The sequence below is a fragment of the Microcystis sp. M049S2 genome, assembly GCF_020245625.1.
GTDB lineage: Bacteria > Cyanobacteriota > Cyanobacteriia > Cyanobacteriales > Microcystaceae > Microcystis > Microcystis ichthyoblabe_A.
The window spans coordinates 19,217-44,883 of sequence record NZ_JADBUN010000054.1 but is presented as its reverse complement, the minus strand read 5'-3'; the positions used below and the strand labels follow the sequence as shown (position 1 = coordinate 44,883).

Here is a 25,667-nt window from a genome sequence, read left to right as displayed (position 1 = left end):
GAGACTATTTTATTTATTCTCCCCACACCCCACACCCCACACCCCACACCCCACACCCCACACCCTAGCTATTTCTCGTTTTGTTTATGGGGTAAAAAGAAAGCATCGAGGGGATCTGGGATGGGTTTAACCACTGCGGGGGGTTTGGGGGGAATCGCTTCCGCGACGGGTTGCGCGGGGGGATTGGGTTTAACGGGGGTAACGACGGGAGTTTCTGGGGGTTTTGTTTCAGCTGCGCTGGGAATTGTCACCTGTCGGGGATTTTCCAGGGGTTTAGTGGAGACTGGGGGAGAATTATTTTCTGGGGGTTTAACTTCCGAGGTGGGGGAAGGTTTAATTTCTGGGGACGGGGAAGGAGTGGGAACCGAATTAACTGCTACTGCATCCATCTGTTCTAATTCCACCACATACACTTCGTTAACGCTTTGGGAACCCTGGGGAATAGCCTCAAAGTCAATTTTGCCCTTAATGACGATTTCTTCGCCTTGACGGGGTAATTTATTGCTATTGGTGCGAATCCAAATCTTGCCGGAACCATCCTGCAAAAGATAGGCCCCTCCCGCTAAAAAAGGGGCATAATTGCTGACAGTTCCCCTAAGATAAACTAAAGCACCTTTTGGTTTTTCCTGTAATTGCTCGATCGCTGTTAGGGGAGGATCACCGATGTAGGGAACGGCAATACCGAGGTCAGCAAGGGTACTACAACCGAATAACCCTAGCAATAATAATAAACTGCCGATGCGCCCTACACGAGTCTGAATAGACATTCTTGCTTTAACCTTAACGAGTGCGATTAGCCAATCTTTTTGACCATAGAATAGATCCGAAAGATTTTTGTTCTCGGTATTATCATAGAATGTCCGTAACTACTTGCCAAATTCTCGACGGGAAAGCCTTAGCTCAAAAAATCCAGCTTGGTCTAGGAGAGCGCATCCAGACGCTACAATCTCAAATGGGAAGACCTCCGGGGTTAGCGGTGTTGATGGTGGGGGATAATCCCGCTAGTGCCGTTTATGTCCGCAATAAGGAGAAAGCTTGTACTAAAATCGGTATGGCCTCTTTTGGTCGTCATTTTCCAACCGATACAAATGAACTAGAAGTTTTAGCGGAAATTGTCCGTCTCAATCAAGATGAGCGGGTGGACGGGATTTTAATTCAATTACCTTTACCTAAGCATTTAGACGCGGTTTCCCTTCTCTACCAAATTGACCCGAAAAAAGATGCTGATGGCTTACATCCTCTCAATTTAGGCGGTTTAGTGCGAGGTGAGGACTGTATTCGCAGTTGTACTCCTGCGGGGGTCATGGCACTGCTGAAAGAATATAATATTCCCATAGCTGGTAAGCACGCGGTGGTGCTGGGTCGCAGTATTCTAGTGGGGAAACCTTTAGCTTTAATGTTATTGGAGGAAAACGCTACGGTAACTATTGCTCACTCGCGCACGGAAAATCTGGCAGAAATAACCAGAAGTGCCGATATTTTAGTACCTGCGGTCGGTAAAGCCAATTTAATCACTAAAGATATGGTAAAACCGGGTGCGGTGGTGGTGGATGTGGGGATTAATCGTGTCGCTGACCGTTTGGTGGGTGATGTGGACTATGCTGGGGTTTTAGAAGTGGCTAGTTATCTTACTCCTGTCCCCGGTGGTGTCGGTCCGATGACGGTGGCAATGTTATTAAAAAATACCTTGTTAAGTTACGAACGCAAGTTATAAATCCTCAGCTACCAGCTATCAGCTATTCAGTGATTCGGCTCTCTTAGGTTTGGTGGGTAAAATGTGTTCTAAAATACAGTCTTGCTGGCGAGTGCGTGGAACGAACCACAAAGACACAAAGGACACAAAGATTGATCGCTTCTATATAAGTTAAAATAATCACACAAAGAACAAGAGAGCCGTAATTCTACCGATACAATCCTTGATTTTTTTTTAACTATGTTGGTAGAATTTTACAAAACTGAATAGACTAGGAGCTTTTCGGTCATGATCTTTATTATCCCGATTATTCTTGGTGCGGCGGCCTTAGTTACTGCTGGTGTGGGTGTTAGTGCGGGTGCTGATGGTGTATCCAAGCTACAAAAGGCGGAAAAAATTGGCAACAGTGCCGAACAAAGATACAAAAAAGCCAACAAATCCCTAGAAAAAAAGTTTCAAGCTACCCAAAAATTCGCGGAAGAATACGGTCAACTGCAAATTAATGTCAAAATCAACACTATCGGCAGATTTGTTAAGTTTATTAGCAGAATTGATCAAAGAATTAGTCAAAGAATTGGTCAAAATTCCTCCCCATCCCATCAACGCTTCTCAGAAGGGTTTGAGGGATTTTCTGCCGAACAATTCAAGGAATATAAAGCAGAAGTGTTAAACGCGCAAAGTTTGGCTGTGGGGGGTTTAAAAGTAGTGGGAGTCGCTTCGGCAGCCAGTCAGGGAACCCTAGGATTAATTGGTCTTTTCGGTACTGCTAGTACAGGAACAGCAATTAGTGGACTTAGTGGGGCAGCCGCTTGGAATGCCACCCTAGCATGGTTAGGAGGTGGTTCTTTAGCTGCCGGTGGTGGTGGTATGGCTTTGGGAACAGTGGTTTTAGGAGGTATTACCGTCGGACCTGCTTTAATGATTGGTGGTTTTGTCTTAGGAGGAGAAGGGAAAAAAGCCCTAAGTAAAGCTATCGAATACGCCAAAGAAGTGGATAATAAAATAGCTCAATTAGATAAAAGTAAGAGTTTTTTAGGACAAGTTCAGAGCAGAATTAAGGAGTTACAATACCTCGTTAATAGTCTGAATAGTAGAGCTATTCAGAGTTTAACTGAACTGGAGTCAGGAGCTAATTTTAATCTCCATCTAGAGGAAGATGTGGCCAAGTTTCGGGAGGTACTACTTTTAATTAAAGCTTCATCGGAAATCATGAAACTACCCATCCTAGACGAAAAGGGAAAATTAACCAAAGCAACGGAAAATCTCGAAGAAAAGTACCGCCATCTCTTAAAAAACTAATAATTATTCTTGAAAATCTATGAATGTTATCAATTGGTGAATAGCTCTTTATCCTCTGGTGATAATCAAAAACTTGCCTTAACTTTAGAAGAAATTATCATCTTATTTTGCTCTATTTCTTTAAAAATTTCAGTCAATTATTAACGGTAAAAGCCGCGTTAAAGGATGCTAATCACTCTTGGAAATTTTAATTAATTATCTGTTAATATCTAAGGAGAAATATGACTCTAGAATTGCATAATTTTATCTGGGAAGAAGAACGTTTAGTGCAGGTGGAAACCCAACCCCATCACATCGCAGGGGTACTAACGGTAATTCAGGAAACCATGAATGATTCCGATTGCGAATGGGAGGATGTTTATTCCGCTTATTACGAGTGCGAAGATGACGGTACAATCACTTTTTATGAGGGAGAAAGTGCCGAGGAAGATAATCCAGGTATCTGGACTTATGTGGTTTATGAATGTGCCGCAGGAGAAGAAACAGTGATGACTAATGTTAATATCAATACCTTTGCTCCTCTCTTGCAATTACAACAATTAGCGGGGATTTAAAGACTACAAAAATCTTGAGTTATAGGTTTGTTAAAGTAGTTATCTTAACGATGAGGTACGAAGTTTTCGTTTTAGGGATTCGGTCGCCGGTCGTGGGTCGTCGATACAAAATTAGGTCATACTCCATATTTATGAGAAAGGCTGTATATCAATACAAAAAAAGGTGGGACTTGCCCACCTTTATCACTAAACTATTGTCCTTGCTCCACTGCTGCCACCATCAATAAAGTTTTGAGGACAGAATCAGGATTAAGACTGATAGAATCGATGCCTAATTCCACTAAAAATTGAGCAAATTCGGGATAATCACTGGGGGCTTGACCACAGATACCGATTTTGCGATTATGGGCTTTAGCGGTTTCAATGGCCATTTTCACCATGCGTTTAACTCCCTCATTCCGTTCATCAAAAAGATGGGCAACTAGGGCAGAATCCCGATCTAATCCTAAGGTTAATTGGGTCAAATCATTAGAACCGATCGAAAATCCGTCAAACACCTGAGCAAATTGGTCAGCAAGAATTACATTACTTGGTAACTCACACATCACATAAACTTGCAAACCATCAACCCCGCGTTCGAGACCATTTTTCGCCATTTCTTCGAGGACTCTCATCCCTTCTTCGGGGGTACGACAGAAAGGAATCATCGGAATCACATTAGTTAATCCCATTTCTTCCCGTACCATTTTCAGCGCCCGACATTCCAAAGCGAAAGCCTCGCGATAATTAGGATCAGTATAACGGGAAGCGCCGCGCCAACCGATCATCGGGTTTTCTTCCTTGGGTTCAAAGGGTTTGCCACCCAATAAATTAGCGTATTCATTGGATTTAAAATCGGACATCCGCACAATTACATCTTTGGGGTAGAATGCGGCTGCAATCATGGCAATTCCCCGGGCCAATTTATCGACGAAAAATTGGGGTTTATCCTCGTAGTGTTTGGTTAATTCGGCGATTTGGTCTTTTACGTCTCCTTCTTCCAATTCGTGGAATTTCAGCAAGGCACTGGGATGGGCCTGAATATGGTTAGCGATAATAAACTCTAGACGCGCTAAACCGACCCCTTGGGCAGGAATATCGGCAAAAGCGAAGGCTTTTTCGGGATTACCGATATTCATGAGGATTTTTGTCCGAGTTTGGGGCAAATTGTCCAGGGGAGTTTCAAGAATTTCAAAGGGTAGCAATCCGAGGTAAACTTTCCCTTCATCCCCTTCCGCACAGCAAACGGTGACTTCCTGACCGGTTTTAATCGTTTCCGTGGCATTATTGCAACCCACGATCGCCGGAATGCCCATTTCTCGTGCGATAATAGCGGCATGGCAAGTACGACCACCTTGATTAGTCACGATCGCGCTTGCTTGTTTCATAATCGGTTCCCAGTCGGGATCCGTGCGATTGGTGACGAGAACTTCTCCCGGTTTAAAGTTGTTGATTTTATCTACACTGAGGATGACTCTGGCTTTTCCTTGACCGATTGCCGCACCTACACTCCGTCCCACCGCTAAAACTTGACTTCTTTCTTTAATTTCGTAGGATTTAAGGATATTAGCGGCTTTTTGCGATTGTACGGTTTCTGGACGGGCCTGAACGATAAAGAGTTCTCCCGTGATCCCATCTTTTGCCCATTCGATGTCCATGGGGGTGTAGGTTCCGCGCACTTGCGAGTAATGTTCCTCGATTTGGGTTGTCCAACGGGCTAAAGTAAGGATTTCTTGGTCACTAATGCAGAATTGATCCTGTTCTAGCTTGTTAACTCGGATATTCTTGGTTAGACGCGATCCTCCATCATCGTAGATCATCTTGATGGCTTTACTGCCGAGGCGTTTGTCGAGGATGGGTTTGTAGCCGTTTTTAAGAGTGGGTTTAAAAACCAGATATTCGTCGGGGTTAACGGCACCTTGCACGACATTTTCCCCTAAACCGTAGGCTGCCGTGATTAAAGTGGCATTTTTGAACCCTGTTTCCGTATCGATGGAGAACATCACCCCGGAGGTGGCCAGATCCGAACGCACCATTTTTTGGACACCGACGGAAAGGGCGACGGCAAAGTGATCGAAACCGTTATGATGACGGTAGGAAATAGCGCGATCGGTGAATAAAGAGGCAAAACATTTATGGCAAGCTTCTAAAACTCCCCTCACCCCTTGCACGTTGAGGTAGGTTTCCTGTTGTCCAGCAAAACTCGCTTCTGGTAAGTCTTCGGCAGTGGCGCTCGATCGAACGGCCACATCGATGGAATGATAGAGATCATCGCCATAACGTTCACAGAGTCGGCGATAGGCAATAGCGATCGCATGACTTAAATCATCGGGGAACGGTGTATTGAGGATTAATGTGCGTGCTTGTTTACCTTTTTCTTGCAAGTTTTGGACATCGTTTTCGTCTAAATCTTGGAAAATTTGTCTTAATTGTGCGTCTAGTCCGGCTTTTTCGACAAAGTGACGGTAAGCGTAAGCGGTGGTGGCGAATCCTGTGGGGACATTAATCCCTTTCGGGGTTAATTGTTGGATCATTTCGCCTAATGAGGAGTTTTTCCCACCGACTAATCCCACATCTTTGCTGTCTACTTCTTCAAACCACAGAATTAATGCTTGTTCTCTAGAGGTTCTCGCAACATCTTGTAGTAGCATCATAAGTATTTTTACCTCTGTAATCTATACTTTCAGTTTAGCTACATACCATCTTCAAAAATCCTTGAGTTTGATATTTATTTACAAAACTATATAATAGCCAAATCAGCCACGATAACCCTATCTCTAAAGGGTTTGATTGTCTAGGTAATTAACACAAAAATTAACAAATTAATCAGGAGTCTCAACAGTAACTTTCCTCAATGATAGCCTTAGTTATCTCAAAATAGTTACAGCAGTTATCTCAATGGTGAGATAGGAAGTTTTCTTTTTGGGGAGTCGGTCGTCAGCAGTCAGGAGTCAATACCAAATTAGGTTATACTTTTTTTATGAGAAGGGCTGTAATTTAGCAATACGTCACCTTCAGTTTTAGGCACTTTCAAGGTCTGATAATAGTTCTTCTTCTGTTAAGTCAATCATCCCTACGCCAAAATTGGTCAATCTCAATAAAAAATTAACCCTATCCACTCCTAATAAATTGGCAGCCATACCCGATGAAATATGTTTCATCTCAAAGGGTTTTACTACCATAGCCCAGGTTGCTTCTTTCTCGAATTCCTCTCGTGTTTTTTGAAGAAAGTCGGGTAAATTTTCAGGATAATTTATTGTGAGTTGTAAAGTCATATCTCCTGCTATATTTATCTAATTTTTTTAGGTTGGATTTCACCTAGTTTAGCTCCATCCAACCTAGATTTATTTATATTTGTGTGATGGTGACATCAACAGTTTTAACCGTAGTTCCCAAACTGGATAAAGGAGGTTGAATTTCCTGTTCATTACCCACTACTAGAGTCACAATTTGATTCGGTTGCAGATATTGTTGGGCCACTCGTTGAATATCAGCAATTGTCACCCCTTTTACCGCTTGTTGATAACGGAAGATAAAATCTTGGGGATAACCATAGTATTCATAAGTCATCAATCGCGATAAATTTTGACCAGGTTTCTCAAACTTAAAAACAAAAGAATTGAGAATAGCATTTTTAGCATCTGCCAATTCTTTTGCGGTTACGGGTTGATTGCGAAGGCGCTCGATTTCGCCTAAAATTGCCTTAATAAAAGGTACGGTAGCATCGGTGCGAGTTTGACCTCCGGCAATAAATAAACCGGGATAATCATAACGACTATTCCAGACACCATAGACAGAATAAGCTAATCCTTGACGGGAGCGCACTTCATTAAATAAACGACCACCAAAACCGCTTAAAATCTCATTTAATACCGTTAAAGCGGGATAGTCAGGACTATCCAAACGACCACCAAGATGGCCTAATAAAACCGTACTCTGGGTTAATTGGGGTTGATTGACAACAAAGACACCTTGAAGATTTTTTTGGGTTGCAGAAGGGGTGACAATTTTAGGGGTAGTGGCGGGATTTTTCCAATCGCCAAAAGTCTTATTGATTAATGCTTTCATCGACGGAGAATCAAAATCACCGACAATTCCTAAAATTATTTGGTCGGGACGGACATAGGTACGATAAAAATCGATTAAATCCTGACGGTCAATATTAGCTAAAGTGCTATATTCTACAGTACGAGCGTAGGGGCTATTATCACCATAGACTAGCTTTTTAAACTCCCGACTAGCAATATCATCGGGATCATCATTACGTCGGGCAATTGCTCCTTTTTCCTGAACTTTGGCTAATTCCACCCTCTGGTTTTCAAAAGCTGGGGAACGCAAAACCTCGGCAAAGAGATTAAAAACTGTTTCTAAATCTTCACTAAGGGCGCTAAAACTAGCAGTTCCATTGTTAAGATCGATCGAGGTTTCTACTAGGGCTGCTCTTTGTTCTAATAACTGATTTAAGACATTAGAAGAATGTTTTTCTGTGCCACCACTACGCAGCACGGTTCCAGTAATATCGGCTAATCCGACTTTTTCCTCGGATTCTAATCTTCCTCCCGTCCGAATCATCGCCGTACCACTCACTAAAGGTAAGTTCCGATCCTCCACTAAATAAACCACCATACCATTATCTAGTTGATAGCGTTCGTATTTTGGAACTGTAACTTCAGGAAGGGGAGGAAAAGTTAAATCGGTAAAATGTCGTGGGGTTTGGGCAATTGCCGGGGAACGAAAAGCGAGGACACCCATCAGGGTGATAATGATTAAACCTAGCCATTGTAAGCGTTTTTTCATGATTTGAGTCAAAATTATTGAGAGGAATAGATAAGAGGGAGCAAAAGGCAAACCTGGCCGCTTTTTGCTTTTTACGGTAGTCCTCAAGAAGTAATGATGATAGAATAGTCGCTAAAAATCAAGTGTCTCTCCGCCATGCCTAATTGTCCAAAATTCCCTACGGATCGGGGAGATATAGTATTTTATCTATCACTATAATTCCTCTTTGGATTTATCATTACTTGTTTAGCACTACCAATTTCAATCAGATTCTTGAGTATTTTTCGTTCCCCCTACAAACCCATTCTAAACTAGAGGTCGGCATTGCTGCTCTGGCAGCGCTCTGAGCATTCAAACTCTCGAACTAGCTTTTACAGAGACTCGAACCATCGACGCGCTGATATTCTTGGATTCTCCTAGGCCATGGCCTTAACTTATTTGTCAATATAAGTCAAGCTCAACCTCTTACTTATTGCCAAAAAAGCTTTATTTATTTTTTTCTATTGGACGTTGCTCAATCAAGCGATGCGGATAAGCTAAGACGCATTTAAACCGGTTATTCTTAGATTAGCCGAACTTCCCTCAATCCCTTTACTGTTGCCTCTTGCCTTTTGCCTCGTCTCAACAAGCAATTTAAATTACGAACAGCTTAGTCGAACAGTCCACTCGCCTAAGTTTTCCAACAATTCCTATTTTTTCATAATTAGGGGTCTCAAGACCCCCTAGCGGCCACCGAGAAAACCTTCACCAGCTAAGTATTTTTACTCAAGTCTCTGGAGGGGGACAGCTTATGTGACAGTTGAGGGTGCGGAATGTGGGTTTAAACTGCGTCAGAGTCTCTGAGCAGCCATTTATAGGGATTGCAGACTCTGGAGGTTCCTTTCTCTCCCCTCCCCAGTTCTGAAAAGATACTTAATAGAGCCGTAGATTAATAACATTGTCGTTAAAGTTATGGCCATAATTAGGGGAGCGATTTTGGCTAACCAGAAAGCCACGAAGATTATCCCGATTCCGTCAGCGAGTAAGATGGGTAAACGTGGCCCTATGCCATGGTCAATAATTTTTTCCGTGGTTGGCTGCAGTTGAATCTTGGCTAAACAATGAAACCAAATTTGACTGACTAAAACTATTAAAGCTCCCCATCCTATCCAGAGGGCAGCCACATAAAAGCCCGCTAATTCTAAAACAATTGTACTAATTGTAACCATAAAAAAGCGATCGAGGCGAGGATCGCTGGTTTTTTGCTGAAATTGGGCAATTTCTGCCAAGTCCACCGCTGCCATGCGTGCCTGTTCCATACACATCACCAGGGTACCTAGGGCAAGAATAGCAGCGGATAGGTTTTCCGGTGAGAAGATTTGGGAGATTATGCCTAAACTAGCTGGAAAAAACAGTAAAAAAAGGATCGTTCGTCTCATCTATTCGGGGTGGGGTCAGATTAAGATAAGAAATGCTCTTGACTTGATCATTTCTGTAATGTCTTGTTTGCCTCCTTTTCAAAATGCTCTCCTTCTCACCCAAGCTTTAACCCATCGTTCCTATGTCAACGAACAGTCGGAATTGACGGAAAATAACGAGCGCCTAGAATTTTTGGGCGATGCGATTTTGGCTTTTTTGGTGGGCGAACTTTTGTATCAAAAATATCCCGCCATGAACGAGGCCGAATTAACTCGTTTGCGGTCAAATTTGGTCAAAGAAGAACAATTAGCGCAATTAGGCATCGAAATCGGCCTGGGGGAGTTAATGCGTTTAGGCAAGGGGGCAATTAAAGATCGGGGGCGATCAAATCCTACCCTATTAGCGGACACTTTTGAAGCGATAATTGGGGCTTATTATCTAGATTCGGGGTTAAATGCGGTTAAAAACTATCTGCACGGGCTTTTTATCCCTGTAGCCTCTCATTTAGTCTCTCAACAATCGGAATCGCCATCTTTTATCGATGCTAAAAATCTCTTTCAACAGTGGGCCCTAGCCAATTTTGCCTCTAATCCAGAATATGCGATCATTGATGTGACAGGACCGCCCCACGCTAGGGAATTTACTGCCGAAGTGCGGGTTAATCATCTTCTCTACGGTACAGGTAAAGGTAAACGGAAACAGGATGCCACCAAAGCGGCTGCCGAAGATGCCTTAAAGCGCTGTCAATGGCAATAATAAATAAGGCCAAACCTACTTATCTTAGGGGCCACCAATTAACTTTATCCCTGGTGGCACTGTAAACTTCTTTTAAACCCTCGGCATCCAGTACGCGAATTAAATCCCCCGTCGATTCTGAGGCAATTAATCCCACGTTTTGCAATCCTTTTAATACCTGTTCGACGGTGCGTTGATTGAGTTGACAAGCGCGAGCAATCATATCGACGGATAGATCAAAAGTATAGATATTTTCGGCATCTGGTTGACTGCCTAATTCTCTTTCTTGATAGATTAAGGCTCTGAGTAAAGTGGCTACAGCTTGGGGTGGATAGCTACTGCAATTAAGCAGATGATACTCGAATTTTTGCTGTAATTCAAATAAAAAACAGTACCGTTGACGAAAACTTTCGTTATCGTTGTAAATCTTTTCTAGCGCCGATAAGGGAATTTTCAGGACGTGGGTGGTTTTATAGGATTCCACCAAACAGGGAAAGGCGCGACTGGCTAAACCATAACTAAAGGGTAAACTCCTCATGCCAAAACAGCCACCGGGGTAGGTAATGGCAATAATCCGGTCGAGGGGGGTGCTGCGGACGACGATTACACCCTCATTCAAAATCACATACAAAACATCTAGAAATTCATCGGGTAGAAAAGCCGTATAGACGGGACGATTGGAAAATAGCGTCTCTAACTTGAGATTGTCGGCATCGAGATAGTGACTTAACCAAGCTTCCTCTAGTCCGCGAAAAAGAAAACTCTGGTTAATCAGTTGTTGTAGGAGGGTTGTTTTTTTGGCTTTGACGCTCTTGCCCATAGTCTCAAACCTAGATGTAGCACTGATTTTATCTTCTCACAGTTTCCCTTGTTATCGCCTTATTCCCAATTTGTTTTATAAATGTATTGAAATTTTGTTTCCCGTGCTGTAGGATTAAAACACGCCTGAAAACAGATACAACCTCAGAGTAAATCTTAGGAGCGCCGCCGATGCAGTCATCCCAGTCTTGTTTATCCCTACTCGTGGCAACTGTCCTGACGGGGGGAATGCTGGTATCTTGCACCCCATCCCCCACCAATAGCGGCAATGACAGCCAAAAACCCGTGACTGTGACACTTGTTTCCTATGCTGTCACCCAAAGTGCCTACGAAAAAATCATTCCCAAATTTGTCGAGAAATGGCAAGAAAAAACGGGGCAAAAAGTAACTTTTGAACAGAGTTATGGTGGTTCCGGTTCCCAAACTCGCGCCGTTATCGATGGTTTAGAAGCGGATGTGGTAGCGTTGGCTTTAGCTTTGGATACCAAGAAAATTGAGCAAGCGGGATTAATTCAACCCGGTTGGGAAAAAGAAGCACCCAATGACTCTATTGTTCATAAGTCTGTAGTGGCTTTTGTCCCTCGCGATGCCAATATTAAAATTAATAAATGGTCAGATTTAGCCAAGGATAATATTAAAGTTATTACCGCTAATCCCAAGACTTCCGGCGGAGCGCGCTGGAATTTTCTCGCTCTTTGGGGTTCGGTGACGCAAGCGGGAGGCAGTGAACAAGCAGCGCAAACTTTTGTCGAAAAAGTGTTTAAAAATGTGCCAGTTTTACCTAGAGATGCTCGCGAATCTAGTGATGTATTTTTTAAACAAGGTCAGGGAAATGTGCTAATTAATTACGAAAACGAGATGATTCTCGCTAACCAAAAAGGTGAGAATTTAGCCTATACTGTTCCCACCGATTATAACATTTCTGTGGATAATCCCGTGGCGGTTGTTGATGCCAATGTGGATAAAAAAGGTACGAGAAAAGTGGCCGAAGCTTTTGTGCAGTTTTTATTTACCCCAGAGGCACAAAGAGAATTTGCTAAAGTTGGTTTTCGTCCCGTTGAACCGACTATAGTTAAAGAGTTTGAGAGTAAATTTCCTCAGATAAAAAATCTCTTTACCGTGCAGGATTTAGGCGGTTGGGATCAGGTACAAAAGCAATTTTTTGATGATGGAGGCTTGTTTGATAAAATTCTGACTAAAGCTGGTAAATCCTAAGGAGAAAAACCATGGATAATCAACCTCAATGGCAGACTATTAATCATCCCCAAAGTGATTTACATCTCGATCAATCGGGACTTGATCGCCCCACGTCCCGACGGATAAAAATTCGGGTTCCTAAACAGTATATTAACGAGCCAATCATAGCACGTTTAGGATCTTTTCCTGGTCTAAAAGTGAATATATTTTCTGCTTTGTTAGCTGCCAATAATAATCAAGATGGCTGGTTCGATTTACAACTACAAGGCAACTCTCAAGGTATAGAAAATGCCCTTTCCTATCTAGCAGATTTAGATGTAGAAGTTTGGTATGATTCAGCACAAGTTCTTGAAGAAGCGGACAATTGGTAATCTCTAAAAATAATTAACAATGGCTAACCCACAATTATCTTTATCTCCCAGTCAACCCCTGAAAAAAGTTTCTATTCCTTGGGTAATTACCATTAGTTATCTAGTGGTTTTGTTGGTTTTACCAGCAGCGGCACTATTTGCTAAATCCCTAACTCTTGGTTTTGCTGAATTTTGGCGTGTTGCCACTTTACCGATTTCTTTATCCGCTTACCAAGTCACTTTTTTTACTTCCCTAATCGCTGGATTAATTGACGGAGTTTTTGGCACTATTATCGCTTGGGTGTTAGTGCGTTATCGATTCCCGGGTAAAAAAATTGTCGATGCTTGTGTGGATTTGCCCTTTGCTTTACCCACTTCTGTTGCTGGTTTAGTCCTCGCCACAGTTTACAGTGATAACGGTTGGCTCGGTCAATTTTTTGCCCCCTTTGGCATTAAGATATCCTTTACCATTTTAGGGGTTTTTGTGGCGATGTTATTTATCGCTTTACCCTTCATTGTCCGCACCTTACAGCCGGTTTTACAGGAAATGGAAAAAGAGGTAGAAGAAGCGGCTTTATCCCTCGGTGCTTCCTCTTGGCAAATCTTCTGGCGAGTTATTTTTCCCACAATACTACCCGCTATTTTAACAGGAGTTGCCCTCGGTTTTGCCAGAGCGATCGGTGAATATGGTTCTGTAGTTATTATCTCATCTAATATTCCCTTTAAGGATTTAATTGCCCCAGTTTTAATCTTCCAAAGACTAGAGGAATATGATTACACGGGGGCTACAGTAATCGGCATGGTTTTATTGCTGGTTTCTTTGTTCATGTTAGTAGTAATTAATTTCCTGCAGCAATGGGGGCAAAAATACAGAGTTAAGTAAAGGGTAAAAAACATTAGAGTATAACCGGAGACAGATCAAAATGCTGAGTCTAAAAAAATCAACTAAACCGAAAGAGCGGGATTACAAACCCCTACTAATTATCATCGCTCTTGTCTATCTGGCACTATTATTATTTATTCCAGCAGCGGCAGTATTTTACTATGCTTTTCGCAATGGATTCCAAGCTTTTTTGGAAGCGGCGGGAACTTCTGACTTTATCGAAGCGGTAAGATTAACAGTAATTATTGCCCTAATTACTGTACCTTTAAACACAATTTTCGGACTTTGTGCCGCTTGGGTAATTGCTCGCAATCAATTTCGTGGCAAAACTTTATTAATTAGTTTAATTGACTTACCTTTTGCAGTTTCTCCCGTGGTAGCGGGTTTAATGATTGTACTGCTCTATGGGCGCAATGGTTGGTTAGGTTCTTTTTTAGAACTTTTCAGTATAAAAATACTTTTTGCTTTACCCGGAATGGTATTAGCAACTATATTTGTTACTATGCCTTTTGTCGCTAGAGAAGTTATCCCAGTCTTAGAAGAAATTGGCTTAGAACAAGAGGAAGCGGGGCGCACTTTAGGGGCAAATGATTGGCAGATTTTCTGGCGCGTCACTTTACCCAATATTCGTTGGGGGTTGATGTACGGAGTGCTGTTAACTAATGCCCGGGCGATGGGAGAATTTGGGGCGGTTTCTGTGGTTTCTGGCAGTATTTTAGGGAGAACTGCCACCCTGCCAATTTTCGTAGAACAGGCTTATAAAAATTATCTCACCCCTGCTGCTTTTAGTGCGGCGGCTATTCTCGCCTTACTAGCAGGAGTTACTTTAATTATCAAAGAAATTCTCGAACGTAAAACCGCCCACAAAATTCACACGACCTAACTACAATTAACCTAAATGAGTATTACTATCCAGCAAGTTTCTAAACGTTTCGGCAATTTTCAAGCTTTAGATAATATAAGTTTAACCATTCCTGAAGGCAAATTAGTCGCCCTCCTCGGACCATCGGGATCGGGAAAATCCACCTTATTACGTTCAATTGCGGGATTAGAAAGTCCCGACAGTGGCGCAATTATCATTAACGGACAAGATACCACTCATCTTGATCCTAGGCGGAGAAATATCGGCTTTGTTTTCCAACATTATGCCCTATTTAAACATTTGACTGTCCGTCAAAATATTGCTTTTGGTCTAGAAATTCGCCAGCAAAAATCACCAGTAATTAAGAAAAAAGTTGAGGAACTATTAGAATTAATTCAATTACAAGGATTAGGCGATCGCTATCCCGCCCAATTATCGGGAGGACAACGGCAAAGAGTAGCTTTAGCCCGCGCTTTAGCCATTCAACCAAATGTATTATTATTAGATGAACCCTTTGGAGCTTTAGATGCAAAAGTTAGAAAAGAATTAAGGGTATGGCTGAGAAATTTACACGAAGAAGTTCACGTTACCAGTGTTTTTGTTACCCACGATCAAGAGGAAGCAATGGAAGTGGCCGATACGATTGTCGTGATGAATCATGGTAAAATTGAACAGGTGGGTTCTCCCGCCGAAATTTACGATCATCCAGCCACACCTTTTGTGATGCAATTTATTGGGGAAGTGAATATCTTACCCAGTTTAGCAGGATTAGGAAATGGACATCATCAGGGGCATAATTCCACCGTTTTTATCCGTCCCCACGATCTGGAAATTATGCCCAGTCAAGATGGGTTGAATAGTTGGGCAGTGGTAAAAAGAGTTATTCATTTAGGCTGGGAAATACAAGTAGAATTAATGTTAGCCGATGGGGAAATGGTGGTAGCTTATCTCAATCGAGAGGAATACAAGCAATTACAGTTACAACCAGAACAAACGGTACATTTAAAACCGAGAAAAGCGACCTTACTCACTGATTTTGACAATAAAAGTGAGAAAGTTATCGATTATTCAATTTAAAAACTTTAGTTGTGTTACAGCTTTTCTCATCAAGATGAAGTTTAACCAGATGTTCATCGACTAGGGAAGACAATCTCTCTGCTGGCTGTAATTCTGGCGAAAGCGATTGTCAGGGATTGAGATGGCCCTGTGTTTGGGAAAAGGGTTTTATCAATTATGCAGGGCTGCTTTGTAAGCAGCCCGTTGCGGGTTCAAATCCCATTTAACAACTTTTGAGTCAAGGGCTAATTTAGTAGTGTGATTGCTCTAAAATAAGGTCATCGCCCAATCAGTATATAGCAATGACCTTAATCGCTGTCATCGATTACGACATGGGAAATCTGCACTCTGCCTGTAAAGGACTGGAAACCGTGGGTGCAGTGCCAAAAATTACCGATTCTCCCCTCGATCTCGAAAAAGCTGACGCTATTGTCTTACCCGGAGTCGGTTCTTTTGATCCTGCTGTCCGGCAAATTCGCAGCCGTCATCTCGAAAAACCGATCAAAGCGGCGATCGCTAATGGTAAACCCTTTCTCGGTATCTGTCTCGGTTTACAAATTCTTTTTGACTCATCAGAGGAAGGTCAAGAGGCGGGTTTAGGGGTTATTCCGGGGACAGTGCGCCGTTTTCGCTCGGAACCAGGCATTACCATTCCCCACATGGGTTGGAATCAATTAGACTTCACCCAGCCGGATCATGCTCTTTGGCAGGGATTACCCCCGCACCCTCACGTCTATTTTGTCCATTCCTATTATGTCGATCCCCTTGATAGTCATCTAACTGCCGCCACCGTCACCCACGGCAGTCAAACGGTGACAGCAGCGATCGCTCGTGAGCGTTTGGTGGCGGTGCAGTTTCACCCGGAAAAATCCTCGACTAATGGCTTAAAAATTCTGGCTAACTTTGTTGAACAGGTGCAAAAATTAGCTTTAGTCTCCTAAATAAGCCTTTAAAACCCGCTCGTTTTTTTGGATTTCGCTGGGAATGCCATCGGCTAAATTTGTCCCTTCTGCTAATACCCAAACGTGGTGACAAAGGGACATAATCACATCCATATTATGCTCGATAATTAAAAAGGTAATTCCCTGACGATTCCACTCGATAATATGGTCGCTGATTTGACCGATTAAAGTGGGATTAACTCCGGCGGCCGGTTCATCTAATAAAATTAATTTTGGCTCGGTCATTAGCGCTCGGCCAATCTCTAATAATTTCCGCTGTCCTCCCGATAACGCCCCCGCATAATCCTGCGCTTTTTCCCCCAGACCGATCGAATCTAATATGTCCAAAGCTTTGGCACGATTTTCCTGTTCCTGTTGGCGAATTTTTGCCCCCTGAAACCAGACTTTGAGAAAATTTTCGCCCGTTTGTCCAGGACTAGCTAAGAGCATATTTTCTAACACCGTTAATCGGGATAATACCCTTGCTACTTGAAAAGTTCTTACACATCCTTTTAGGGCAATTTGATAGGGAGGCAGCTGATGAATGGGCTGACCATCAAGAAAAACTTCCCCTTTATCCGGGCGAATAAAATTAGATAAAAGGTTAAAAAGTGTAGTTTTGCCGGCTCCATTTGGTCCGATTAACCCGGTGATGCTGCCCTGCGGCACCTCCAAATAAGCATTATTGACGGCGCGAATGCCCCCAAAACTTTTCGATAATCCTTTGGCAGAAAGTAACATAATTGATCAGATAAACATCAGTTATCAGTAAACATTAAACAGTAATCAGTGAAAAGACAGTAAGTAGTCGTGGGAAATAAATTTCTTAGTTGAGACAGGCAATAGGCACTCTTGCAATAGGATTATTTAAATGTGTAATTAATTTTGCTTAAGTCCTTAGAAAACTGCTATTTAATACTGTTCACTTAATATTCAAATCTAATCACCGTTAACTGATAACTGATAACTGATAACTGATAACTGATAACTGATAACTGATAACTGATAACTGAAATTATTTTCCTAAAGTTAACTCCTCTTTTTTGCCGAGGATACCCTGGGGTCGCCAGATCATTAAAACCATGAGCAGCAGACCGATAATCATAATCCTTAAAGCCCCTAATTGGCTATCATTAAAAATATCTAATTGGGGTAGAATAAAGCGAGTCAGGGAATCGTAAGCCCAGAAAATTATTGATCCTAGTAAGGTGCCGGCATTACTACCAGAGCCACCGAGAATGATAATAATCCAAGCGTTAAAAGTCAATAACGGTTCAAAATTAGTCGGGTAAATAGTGGTTAATTGCCATGCTAAAAAAGCCCCGGCTAAACCAGCAATCGCACCGCCTAACATCAAAGATTGTAACTTATACCAAAAGACATTTTTTCCTAAAGCCCGGGGAATTTCTTCATCTTCCCGAATCGCTTTGAGGATGCGTCCCCAAGGCGATCGCAAAAGTAATTCTAAACCAGTATAAACGAGAGCGAGGAGGACTAAAACTACCACCATCAGCCCGGCTTTGTAATTATAGTCATTCAAGGCAATTACACCGTTTATATACAGAAAAAGCAGGATTATCGCCCCTAACAACCCCCAAAAGATTAAAGCTCTCTTTTGCGTCGGTTGATAGCTTTTCCCGCTAATTTGCCCCGCTTCTCGCCATTGTCGTTGCAGATTGCGCCCCAATTGCCAGAGAGCAAAGATAGCAAGCAGGGTAAACAGGGCAATAATTAATAATTTGACGGGAAAACTGGGATTTATATCCAAAGGTAGCGGATAACGTTGTAGTCCGAAACTGCCCTTCGTTAACCAATCCTCGTTAAGCACCAGCAAACGAATTAACTCAGACACCCCGATGGTGACAATCGCTAGATAATCGGCTCTTAATCTCAGGGTGGAAAAACCGATGGCTAATCCCAACAATGCCCCTAGGGTCGCCCCGACAATAGCGGCAAAAATCATCGGTACACCTTGTAAAGTCAATAAAACCGTGGTATAAGCCCCTAAAGTGGCAAAAGCAACGTGACCAAAGTTAATTAAGCCTGTAAATCCCCATTGTAGATTTAAACCGAGGGCAAAAATCGCGTAAATACCCGCCCAAATTGTCAGGGAAACTAAATAATCTGTCATCTTAAGTAAAAAGTAAAAAACGGGTTGGGGGAGTGGGGGAGTGGGGGAGTGGGGAGATGGGTAGAAAAAAGCTGAAAAATCACATCTGATCACTGAAAAGGCTGATAGCTAACTGCTAGTATAATATCAGTTAAAACGGCCTCTGTAGCTTGATGGACAATTGTGACGAGCGGAGGGTGCTAGGCTATTAATAACGAAAAAACCTTGTCCTGTTAATTTCTATGCCTCTTTTGATTCTAATTGCCGATGATGACCCCGGTATCCGCCTAGCGGTCAAAGACTATTTAGAATTAGCAGGTTATAGTGTGGTAGCGGCGAGTAATGGTTTGGAAGCTTTAAATTTATTGGATACCTATCATCCCCATCTTTTGGTATCGGATATCAAAATGCCGCGTTTAGACGGTTATTCTTTGGTGACTAAGGTGCGGCAACAGCCAGAATTTAGGTTATTACCAGTAATTTTTTTAACCGAAAGAGGGTCAACAGAGGAAAGAATCCGCGGTTATCAAGTGGGTTGTGATATCTATCTTCCTAAACCTTTTGAGATGGAGGAATTAAAAGCAGTTATTCGCAATCTTTTAGAGCGATCACAAATGGTGCAAAGTGAACGTCAATATCAGAAATTAAAACCAGAAGAAAGCCCCAAAACTAGGGATGTTTTAACTTCTTCTTTACAGGACGATTTTAAGTTAACTAATCGCGAGCGGGAAGTGTTAGAACATTTAGCCCGGGGACTTTCTAACAGTGAAATTGGACAAAAACTGCATCTTAGTTCTCGCACGATCGAGAAATATGTTAGCAGTTTACTCAGAAAAACAACTACTAACAATCGCGCCGAATTGGTTCGTTTTTCCCTCGAACATAGATTAATCGATTAGCTGGAAGAAAAAACTTAAATTTTGTTTTTTACTTCCTCTAAAAGACTGCCACAGGAGTCTAAAAGTAGCTCGATTACGCGGTCAAAACCTTCACGGCCACCGTAGTAGGGATCGGGAACTTCTTTTTCTGGGTGATAACGAGCATAGTCACACATTAACTTGACCTTTTCTTGATATTTTCCTGTCCGATCTAGGGATAAAATATCTTGATAATTAGCTTTATCCATGGCTAGGATTAGATCAAAATTCTCGAAATCCTCGCGGGTAAATTGTCTAGCTGTCCCTTGCAGAGGAATACCGCGTTTTTTGGCCGCCGTATTCATGCGAGAATCAGGAGGAGAACCGATATGATAACCAGCAGTCCCCGCAGAATCACAGAGGATTTTATTGCTTAATCCTTCTTGTTCAATTAGATAAGTCATGATATTCTCTGCAGCGGGAGAACGACAGATATTTCCTAAACAGACGAAGAGTAGTTTATAAGGCATAAATTGACTGGTAGAATCATCACTAAATTGCCAATTATAGGGCATTTCTAACATCCCGATAAAGATTTATCCTCAAAAAACTCCTCGCTGTCCATTAACCTAATTTTGGCTAATCCCAAGCTTTCTAAATAATCTTGCCACCCTTGGGGAGTATCTTCGATCGCTAATAATCCTAATACCCTAGCTACGTCTGCTACCCAGGGTAGGGTATGAATTCTATAACCCTGCCAGTTTACCTCTAAGGATAACCAAGCGGGAATCTCTTGGGGGTTAAATTGTTGGGAGGCAAGATAATCAGCTTGAAAGCAGTAAATCCGAGGTGGTTTTTGACTCTCTAACAAGGTTAAACACTCCTTCTAATCTGGACATTAATCTCTTTCCTCATATTTTAGGGGAACCTCAGCATAATTTCTGTTAAATATGAACTTCTCTTGTCAAGAAATCGTTAAAAAACAACTGATAACTAGGCCGAGTTTCCCCAAGGCAATTTACCCTTAATTCTCCCCTAAGCGAGGACGAATAATTAAATAAATTGCCGGACCGATTAGAGGCAAAAGGGAAATTACTGGCAACAGGAAAGGATTTTTTAATCCTCGTCGCGTTAGATCATCTTGCAGCAAAATTGGACATAATAGGGTTAAAAGACAGAAATCTAAACTCATAACATGAATAAAACGGCTAGTTTGCCACTGATACCAAAAATCGAACCAATTGCCGTTAATTAATCCGTAAGCGATTAAAATTGTCGCAGTAATTAGGGCAATTACTCCTAACAAAGGTGAGTCTAAAAGTTTAATGACCAGATTTTTTTTACCAGTAAAATTGCTGTTAGGTTGACGGAGAGTTAGATAGGGTAAAATAGCGAAAGCTCCCACAGCAAAGGAGGCAAAAGCAAAGGGCCAAGCGATGATTTTTTGGTCACGACCATCGATAATTAAAAGGCTAGTGTAGATGAGTGGCCAAATTCCCATCAGGTTAAAAATAGCGATAATTAACGGGTTGATATCTTGCCATTTACCAGTGGAAAGATTGATAATTAAATTTATTGTATCTGGTTGATCGGGTGGTGCTAGTAAAAAAGCGTATAATCCGAAGCCTAACCAAAGTAAACCGAGAATAATTTTTGTTAACATGGGAGTAGATAATTAGGTTAATTGAGTAATGGGAGTCCAGCAGATATTTTAGTAGAAAAGTGATCAAAAGATCAAGCAAGATTACCTAATCAATGATCACTAATTTTTAGGGAAGACGACGAGGATTCATGGTTTCTCCTAGGGTAATTTCTGAACTTTGAGAGTGGAGTAAGCGAGTTTGTTCGAGGATAGTTTCTAAGTCTTCATCCGAGAATTCTTGTACATAGTTTAATTTGACTTCTTCTAGGAAGATAATTAATAACATCTCGATTCTTTCTAAACTGTGACGGGATTGTAATTCCCCGGCGAGAGATTGCCCGAAACGCTGGACTAATTGCTGCAATAAACGCTCAAAAACTTCGTCTTCTTGGGTGATCTTGTCAGCTATATTAACAAAAGATTGATACAATTGACTAGATAGGCGATTGCTCAAGTCAGTTTTTAACCCTTTCATGCCGGGTAATCGCAATAAGCTTTGATAAGCGGGAGTTTGACTGAAAATTTTCTCGATATTGTATTTAATTAAAGCTTCTGCTTCTGGTTTAACTTGCGGTAAAACCTTGTCAACAGTGCTATTAACTACTAACCGAAAAATTTCGATAACTTCATTAGTATCATTGAGATTATTATATCCACCATTAAGGGATCGATCAATAAATTTTTCCACTTGTCCTCGTCGAATATATTCCTGAATTTTATTAATAATTCTCAGGAAAATTATCTCAGTAATATCTTTAGAAATTAGCGCAACTAAGCCTTTAACTGCCTGTTCTTTAATCAACCTTAAGTTAATAATTTTAACTTGATCTAGGCGAATAACGGTAGGAATAAATCGCAACCATCTCCAGATAGGAACAAACAGAAAAATATCATACCATCGCCATAACATAGCCTCGCGCCAACGCAGGCCTTTATGAGTGCGAGCAATCCACCAAGTTCTCAGCATAAATTCCCAGAAAAAGATGGTACCAAAGAAAAAATCGATCGCCTCAAAGTTATCTATCGGTCTCCCATCTTCTCCTAGAGGACGAAAATAATTAGTTTCTATTAAAGGTTGAATTTCTTGATTGAAAAATTTCAACTCTTTTTCCCAATTTTGACTAAGATAATCCCAAGTCCAAAACTTCTGAAAGGCTGCTTTTGCGGAAACATTTTCCGTTTTAAAAACCCGCAAGCGCATTTTATTTTTAATCTTCTCTAAAGTCCCAGTTTTCTCGGCAGAGGCAAAGGGATTATTATCGACCATATTGACACTTTTTTGGCGCAAATTTTCTAAAATTTTCTCAATCTCTTGGCGATATTCTTGCAGATTAAACTCTGGGTTAAAGACCTTTTGATTAATTATTTGATTGAGTTTATCAACCGTCTCTAAATATTCACTGGTACTGCGATAGGGTTTAATTCCTTTCACCACATCATAATTAGCGATTCCTTTAACAAAGGGAATTTCTAGGGGTTTGTCGGGAGGTATTTGTAATTCTTGAAAGGCAATCGGCCCGAGTTGTATTGGTTCATTAAATCTTAATAAGGTTATTTGCAAGCGTCCCTGTAACCAAAAATCTCGCAGGGGAATATAGGTTAAATCGAAAATAACCAGAATATAATTACATAACACCAATAGGGCCATGCAAGTCTCAAAGAGATTGCGCGGGGAAAAACGACGGTTTCTGCTCACGGGGGTTTTAGTCAAAGTCATCGGTCTAGAAAGCACACTTTGACTATGGTAAACCGAAAACGCCTAATTTTTTGAACCAAAAACGATAGAAGTAGTGAAAAAAGAGCAGTTAAACTTAGTTCCGCCTCAGCAATTAATAGATGTAGTCTTCTATTCTGTGATAGCATCCCAGCAGATTCAGTTAAGCAGTTAAGTAGCTGGTTATAATTAAATTAAAAATGGATTTTAGGTTCGATCCCCCCTGCCCCCCTTGATAAGGGGGGTGCCGATAGGCGGGGGGATCTCCCCTTGATAAGGGGGGTGCCGATAGGCGGGGGGATCTCCCCTTGATAAGGGGGGTGATCTGACAACTTTTAACGCCTACCTACTTATGTCTTTAGCTTAACTTTACTAGCGCAACCCTTTTAACTTTTCTGTCCTTTACTAGGCATTGTAACTCGATCTCATCAGACGTTATACAATAAATCTTGTCCCTCGATCGCATTGTCCCATGACTACCCCCTTCACTGCCGCAGAAATTGCCTCAGAAGGCATCAAACCCGAAGAATACGAAGAAATAGTCAAAAGACTGGGAAGACACCCCAACAAAGCCGAATTAGGAATGTTTGGCGTGATGTGGTCGGAACACTGTTGTTATAAAAACTCCCGTCCGCTGCTCAAACAATTCCCCACCACTGGCGAAAAAATTCTCGTCGGACCGGGAGAAAATGCCGGAGTAGTGGATTTAGGCGATGGATTGCGATTAGCCTTTAAAATCGAGTCCCATAATCATCCTTCTGCGGTGGAACCGTTCCAAGGTGCCGCTACTGGAGTCGGAGGCATCCTGCGGGATATTTTTACCATGGGGGCCCGTCCTATTGCTATCCTCAACTCCCTTCGTTTTGGTAACTTGCAAGATGCCCGCAATCGTCGCATTTTTGCCGGAGTCGTGGAAGGAATAAGTCATTATGGCAATAGTGTCGGCGTTCCCACGGTGGGCGGTGAGATATACTTTGATAATGCCTACAATGGCAATCCCCTCGTTAATGCCATGGCTTTAGGGCTAATGGAAACCGAGGAAATCGTTAAATCCGGGGCAAAAGGACTGGGAAACCCGGTTTTATACGTTGGTTCTACCACCGGCCGCGACGGTATGGGAGGGGCGAGTTTTGCCAGTGCCGAATTAACCGATAAATCTATGGATGACCGGCCCGCGGTGCAAGTGGGCGACCCTTTTCTGGAAAAATCCCTGATAGAAGCTTGTTTAGAGGCATTTAAGACCGGCGCGGTGGTGGCGGCCCAGGATATGGGGGCTGCTGGGATCACCTGTTCTACCTCCGAGATGGCAGCCAAGGGAGGGGTGGGAATTGAATTAGATCTCGATAAAATCCCCGTCCGGGAAACCGGGATGGTTCCCTACGAATATCTGCTATCGGAATCCCAAGAAAGAATGTTATTTGTGGCAGAATCGGGACGAGAAGGCGAATTAATCGAGATTTTCCATCGTTGGGGACTTCAGGCTGTGGTCGCTGGCCAGGTAATTGCAGAACCGATCGTCCGTATATTATTTAAAGGGGAAATTGCCGCCGAAATTCCTGCCACGGCCCTAGCGGATAATACTCCGATTTATCATCGGGAATTACTAACAGAACCGCCGGAATACGCCCAAAAAGCTCAATTATGGGAAGATGCTACTATTCCTATTCCCGAATCCTATAACGAGATTTTATTAAAACTGCTGGATAGTCCCTCGATTGCTTCAAAACGCTGGATTTATCGTCAATATGATCATCAAGTCCAGAATAACACCGTTATTCTCCCCGGGGGGGCCGATGCGGCCGTGATTCGCGTGCGTCCTCTGGGTGCTAATCCCGCAAATTCTCGGCGAGGTGTAGCGGCGACTACAGATTGTAATCCGCGATATGTTTATCTTGATCCCTATAACGGAGCTAAGTTGGCCGTGGCGGAAGCGGCCAGAAACCTTAGCTGTGTTGGTGCTGACCCCATTGCTGTCACGGATAATCTCAATTTCGGAAGTCCAGAGAATTCAATCGGTTATTGGCAATTAGCCACTGCTTGTCAGGGTATTGCCGAAGCTTGTCGGGAAATGAATACACCAGTGACTGGGGGTAATGTCTCTTTGTACAACGAAACCGTTGACGCAGCTGGCAGCCCCCAGTCTATTTATCCGACTCCCGTGATTGGTATGGTGGGATTAGTGCCGGATATCGGGCAAATTTGCGGGCAAGGTTGGCAAAAAGCGGGGGATTTAATCTATATTTTGGGTTTCTCTTTGCCAACTATCGGCGCATCGGAATATTTAGCCGTTATTCACGGTTTGGTGACGGGAAAACCGCCGGTAATTGATTTTGAGTTAGAAAGAAAGGTACAAGCGGCCTGTCGTCAGGGAATTCGCGCCGGTTGGGTGAAATCTGCCCACGATTGCGCGGAGGGAGGTTTAGCCACTGCTCTGGCAGAATGCTGTGTTAGTGGGCAGTTAGGGGCGGAAATTGACCTTTCTTGGCAGCATCAGGGCCGTTTTGACGCGGTGTTATTCGGAGAGTTAGCTAGTTGCATTATTGTCTCCGTTTCCCCCGAAAATCGGCAAGATTGGGAAGAATACCTAAAGACACAATTAGGAGACTATTGGCAAATAACCGGCAAAGTTAGCGAAAAAAGCGATAATCTTCGGATTTTTGACCGGGATAAACAACCGGCGATCGATGTTAGTCTAGAAACTATACAGCAAGTTTGGTCAAAAGCGATCGAAAGAAGGCTTTAGGGAAGGAAACAGGAGTCGGTCGTCGGGAGTGAGGAAATGGGGAAATGGGGAAATGGGGA

The 25,667-nt window shown here is 42.4% G+C and carries 24 protein-coding genes; 12 read left to right on the top strand and 12 right to left on the bottom strand.

Features of this window, described 5'->3' with window-relative positions; all coding sequences use genetic code 11:
- Positions 1 to 68: 68 nt before the first annotated feature.
- Positions 69 to 767 (bottom strand): OB-fold nucleic acid binding domain protein, encoded by a 699-nt coding sequence (locus tag IM496_RS04715; protein WP_287661366.1) that lies wholly within the window; start codon positions 765 to 767, stop codon positions 69 to 71.
- Between the two features lie 89 nt (positions 768 to 856).
- Here IM496_RS04715 and folD point away from each other — a divergent pair, with 89 nt between their 5' ends.
- The 3 genes from folD to IM496_RS04700 all read left to right on the top strand — a co-directional run bounded on the left by folD (position 857) and on the right by IM496_RS04700 (position 3,546).
- Positions 857 to 1,714: a bifunctional methylenetetrahydrofolate dehydrogenase/methenyltetrahydrofolate cyclohydrolase FolD gene (gene folD / locus IM496_RS04710; RefSeq protein WP_287661364.1), complete on the top strand. Its 858-nt coding sequence runs from the start codon at positions 857 to 859 to the stop codon at positions 1,712 to 1,714.
- A 267-nt stretch (positions 1,715 to 1,981) separates the two neighbouring features.
- Positions 1,982 to 2,992 (top strand): hypothetical protein, encoded by a 1,011-nt coding sequence (locus IM496_RS04705; RefSeq protein WP_287661362.1) that lies wholly within the window; start codon positions 1,982 to 1,984, stop codon positions 2,990 to 2,992.
- A 221-nt stretch (positions 2,993 to 3,213) separates the two neighbouring features.
- On the top strand, positions 3,214 to 3,546 hold the full coding sequence (locus tag IM496_RS04700; RefSeq protein WP_002748057.1) for a hypothetical protein: 333 nt from the start codon (positions 3,214 to 3,216) through the stop codon (positions 3,544 to 3,546).
- Positions 3,547 to 3,737: 191 nt separating this feature from the next.
- Here the strand turns inward: IM496_RS04700 and ppsA are convergent, their stop codons facing one another.
- The 4 genes from ppsA to IM496_RS04680 all read right to left on the bottom strand — a co-directional run bounded on the left by ppsA (position 3,738) and on the right by IM496_RS04680 (position 9,719).
- The gene (gene ppsA / locus IM496_RS04695; RefSeq protein ID WP_002751914.1) at positions 3,738 to 6,179 is read right to left on the bottom strand and encodes a phosphoenolpyruvate synthase; all 2,442 of its coding nucleotides are present in this window, start codon (positions 6,177 to 6,179) and stop codon (positions 3,738 to 3,740) included.
- A 366-nt stretch (positions 6,180 to 6,545) separates the two neighbouring features.
- Positions 6,546 to 6,800 carry a UPF0175 family protein gene (locus IM496_RS04690; RefSeq protein ID WP_287661360.1) on the bottom strand — a complete coding sequence of 85 codons (255 nt, stop codon included), beginning with the start codon at positions 6,798 to 6,800 and terminating at the stop codon, positions 6,546 to 6,548.
- A 73-nt stretch (positions 6,801 to 6,873) separates the two neighbouring features.
- Entirely contained in the window at positions 6,874 to 8,322 is a 1,449-nt protein-coding gene (locus IM496_RS04685; RefSeq protein ID WP_287661358.1) for a M16 family metallopeptidase, read from the bottom strand.
- A gap of 830 nt (positions 8,323 to 9,152) precedes the next feature.
- Positions 9,153 to 9,719 carry a hypothetical protein gene (locus tag IM496_RS04680; protein WP_287661355.1) on the bottom strand — a complete coding sequence of 189 codons (567 nt, stop codon included), beginning with the start codon at positions 9,717 to 9,719 and terminating at the stop codon, positions 9,153 to 9,155.
- A 58-nt stretch (positions 9,720 to 9,777) separates the two neighbouring features.
- On the opposite strand from IM496_RS04680, the gene rnc reads away from it, so the two are divergent.
- Positions 9,778 to 10,455: a ribonuclease III gene (gene rnc, locus IM496_RS04675; RefSeq protein WP_002774091.1), complete on the top strand. Its 678-nt coding sequence runs from the start codon at positions 9,778 to 9,780 to the stop codon at positions 10,453 to 10,455.
- Positions 10,456 to 10,474: 19 nt separating this feature from the next.
- On the opposite strand, the gene IM496_RS04670 is transcribed toward rnc, so the two are convergent.
- Positions 10,475 to 11,254: a Crp/Fnr family transcriptional regulator gene (locus IM496_RS04670; protein WP_104397307.1), complete on the bottom strand. Its 780-nt coding sequence runs from the start codon at positions 11,252 to 11,254 to the stop codon at positions 10,475 to 10,477.
- A 170-nt stretch (positions 11,255 to 11,424) separates the two neighbouring features.
- On the opposite strand from IM496_RS04670, the gene IM496_RS04665 reads away from it, so the two are divergent.
- The 6 genes from IM496_RS04665 (at position 11,425) to hisH (ending at position 16,542) form a co-directional block, all read left to right on the top strand.
- Entirely contained in the window at positions 11,425 to 12,468 is a 1,044-nt protein-coding gene (locus tag IM496_RS04665) for a sulfate ABC transporter substrate-binding protein (RefSeq protein WP_104397306.1), read from the top strand.
- A gap of 11 nt (positions 12,469 to 12,479) precedes the next feature.
- Positions 12,480 to 12,821: an NIL domain-containing protein gene (locus tag IM496_RS04660; protein WP_002802587.1), complete on the top strand. Its 342-nt coding sequence runs from the start codon at positions 12,480 to 12,482 to the stop codon at positions 12,819 to 12,821.
- A 19-nt stretch (positions 12,822 to 12,840) separates the two neighbouring features.
- Positions 12,841 to 13,683 (top strand): sulfate ABC transporter permease subunit CysT, encoded by an 843-nt coding sequence (cysT, locus tag IM496_RS04655; RefSeq protein WP_002797970.1) that lies wholly within the window; start codon positions 12,841 to 12,843, stop codon positions 13,681 to 13,683.
- A gap of 40 nt (positions 13,684 to 13,723) precedes the next feature.
- Positions 13,724 to 14,566, top strand: a complete 843-nt coding sequence (gene cysW / locus IM496_RS04650; protein WP_002802588.1) for a sulfate ABC transporter permease subunit CysW — start codon at positions 13,724 to 13,726, stop codon at positions 14,564 to 14,566.
- Positions 14,567 to 14,581: 15 nt separating this feature from the next.
- Positions 14,582 to 15,622: a sulfate/molybdate ABC transporter ATP-binding protein gene (locus IM496_RS04645; RefSeq protein WP_194015020.1), complete on the top strand. Its 1,041-nt coding sequence runs from the start codon at positions 14,582 to 14,584 to the stop codon at positions 15,620 to 15,622.
- Between the two features lie 281 nt (positions 15,623 to 15,903).
- A complete protein-coding gene (hisH, locus tag IM496_RS04640; protein WP_002752387.1) occupies positions 15,904 to 16,542 on the top strand; it encodes an imidazole glycerol phosphate synthase subunit HisH in 639 nt (212 codons plus the stop codon).
- On the opposite strand, the gene IM496_RS04635 is transcribed toward hisH, so the two are convergent.
- Both IM496_RS04635 and IM496_RS04630 read right to left on the bottom strand, forming a co-directional pair.
- Entirely contained in the window at positions 16,531 to 17,283 is a 753-nt protein-coding gene (locus IM496_RS04635; protein WP_287661354.1) for an ABC transporter ATP-binding protein, read from the bottom strand. The genes hisH and IM496_RS04635 overlap by 12 nt on opposite strands.
- Positions 17,284 to 17,557: 274 nt before the next feature.
- Positions 17,558 to 18,673 carry a branched-chain amino acid ABC transporter permease gene (locus tag IM496_RS04630; protein ID WP_194015018.1) on the bottom strand — a complete coding sequence of 372 codons (1,116 nt, stop codon included), beginning with the start codon at positions 18,671 to 18,673 and terminating at the stop codon, positions 17,558 to 17,560.
- Positions 18,674 to 18,894: 221 nt separating this feature from the next.
- Between IM496_RS04630 and IM496_RS04625 the strand changes: the two genes are divergently transcribed.
- Positions 18,895 to 19,551, top strand: a complete 657-nt coding sequence (locus IM496_RS04625) for a response regulator transcription factor (protein WP_002742402.1) — start codon at positions 18,895 to 18,897, stop codon at positions 19,549 to 19,551.
- A gap of 14 nt (positions 19,552 to 19,565) precedes the next feature.
- On the opposite strand, the gene IM496_RS04620 is transcribed toward IM496_RS04625, so the two are convergent.
- From IM496_RS04620 to IM496_RS04605, 4 genes are all read right to left on the bottom strand, one after another.
- Positions 19,566 to 20,084: a low molecular weight protein-tyrosine-phosphatase gene (locus tag IM496_RS04620; RefSeq protein ID WP_194018075.1), complete on the bottom strand. Its 519-nt coding sequence runs from the start codon at positions 20,082 to 20,084 to the stop codon at positions 19,566 to 19,568.
- A 2-nt stretch (positions 20,085 to 20,086) separates the two neighbouring features.
- Positions 20,087 to 20,380, bottom strand: coding sequence for a hypothetical protein (locus IM496_RS04615; RefSeq protein WP_002733401.1), 294 nt, complete (start codon positions 20,378 to 20,380; stop codon positions 20,087 to 20,089).
- 153 nt (positions 20,381 to 20,533) lie between these two features.
- Entirely contained in the window at positions 20,534 to 21,172 is a 639-nt protein-coding gene (locus IM496_RS04610) for a DUF2834 domain-containing protein (RefSeq protein ID WP_194018073.1), read from the bottom strand.
- Between the two features lie 106 nt (positions 21,173 to 21,278).
- Positions 21,279 to 22,868: a hypothetical protein gene (locus IM496_RS04605; RefSeq protein ID WP_287661353.1), complete on the bottom strand. Its 1,590-nt coding sequence runs from the start codon at positions 22,866 to 22,868 to the stop codon at positions 21,279 to 21,281.
- Between the two features lie 469 nt (positions 22,869 to 23,337).
- Between IM496_RS04605 and purL the strand changes: the two genes are divergently transcribed.
- Positions 23,338 to 25,608, top strand: coding sequence for a phosphoribosylformylglycinamidine synthase subunit PurL (gene purL, locus IM496_RS04600; RefSeq protein ID WP_287661352.1), 2,271 nt, complete (start codon positions 23,338 to 23,340; stop codon positions 25,606 to 25,608).
- The last annotated feature ends 59 nt before the right edge of the window (positions 25,609 to 25,667 follow it).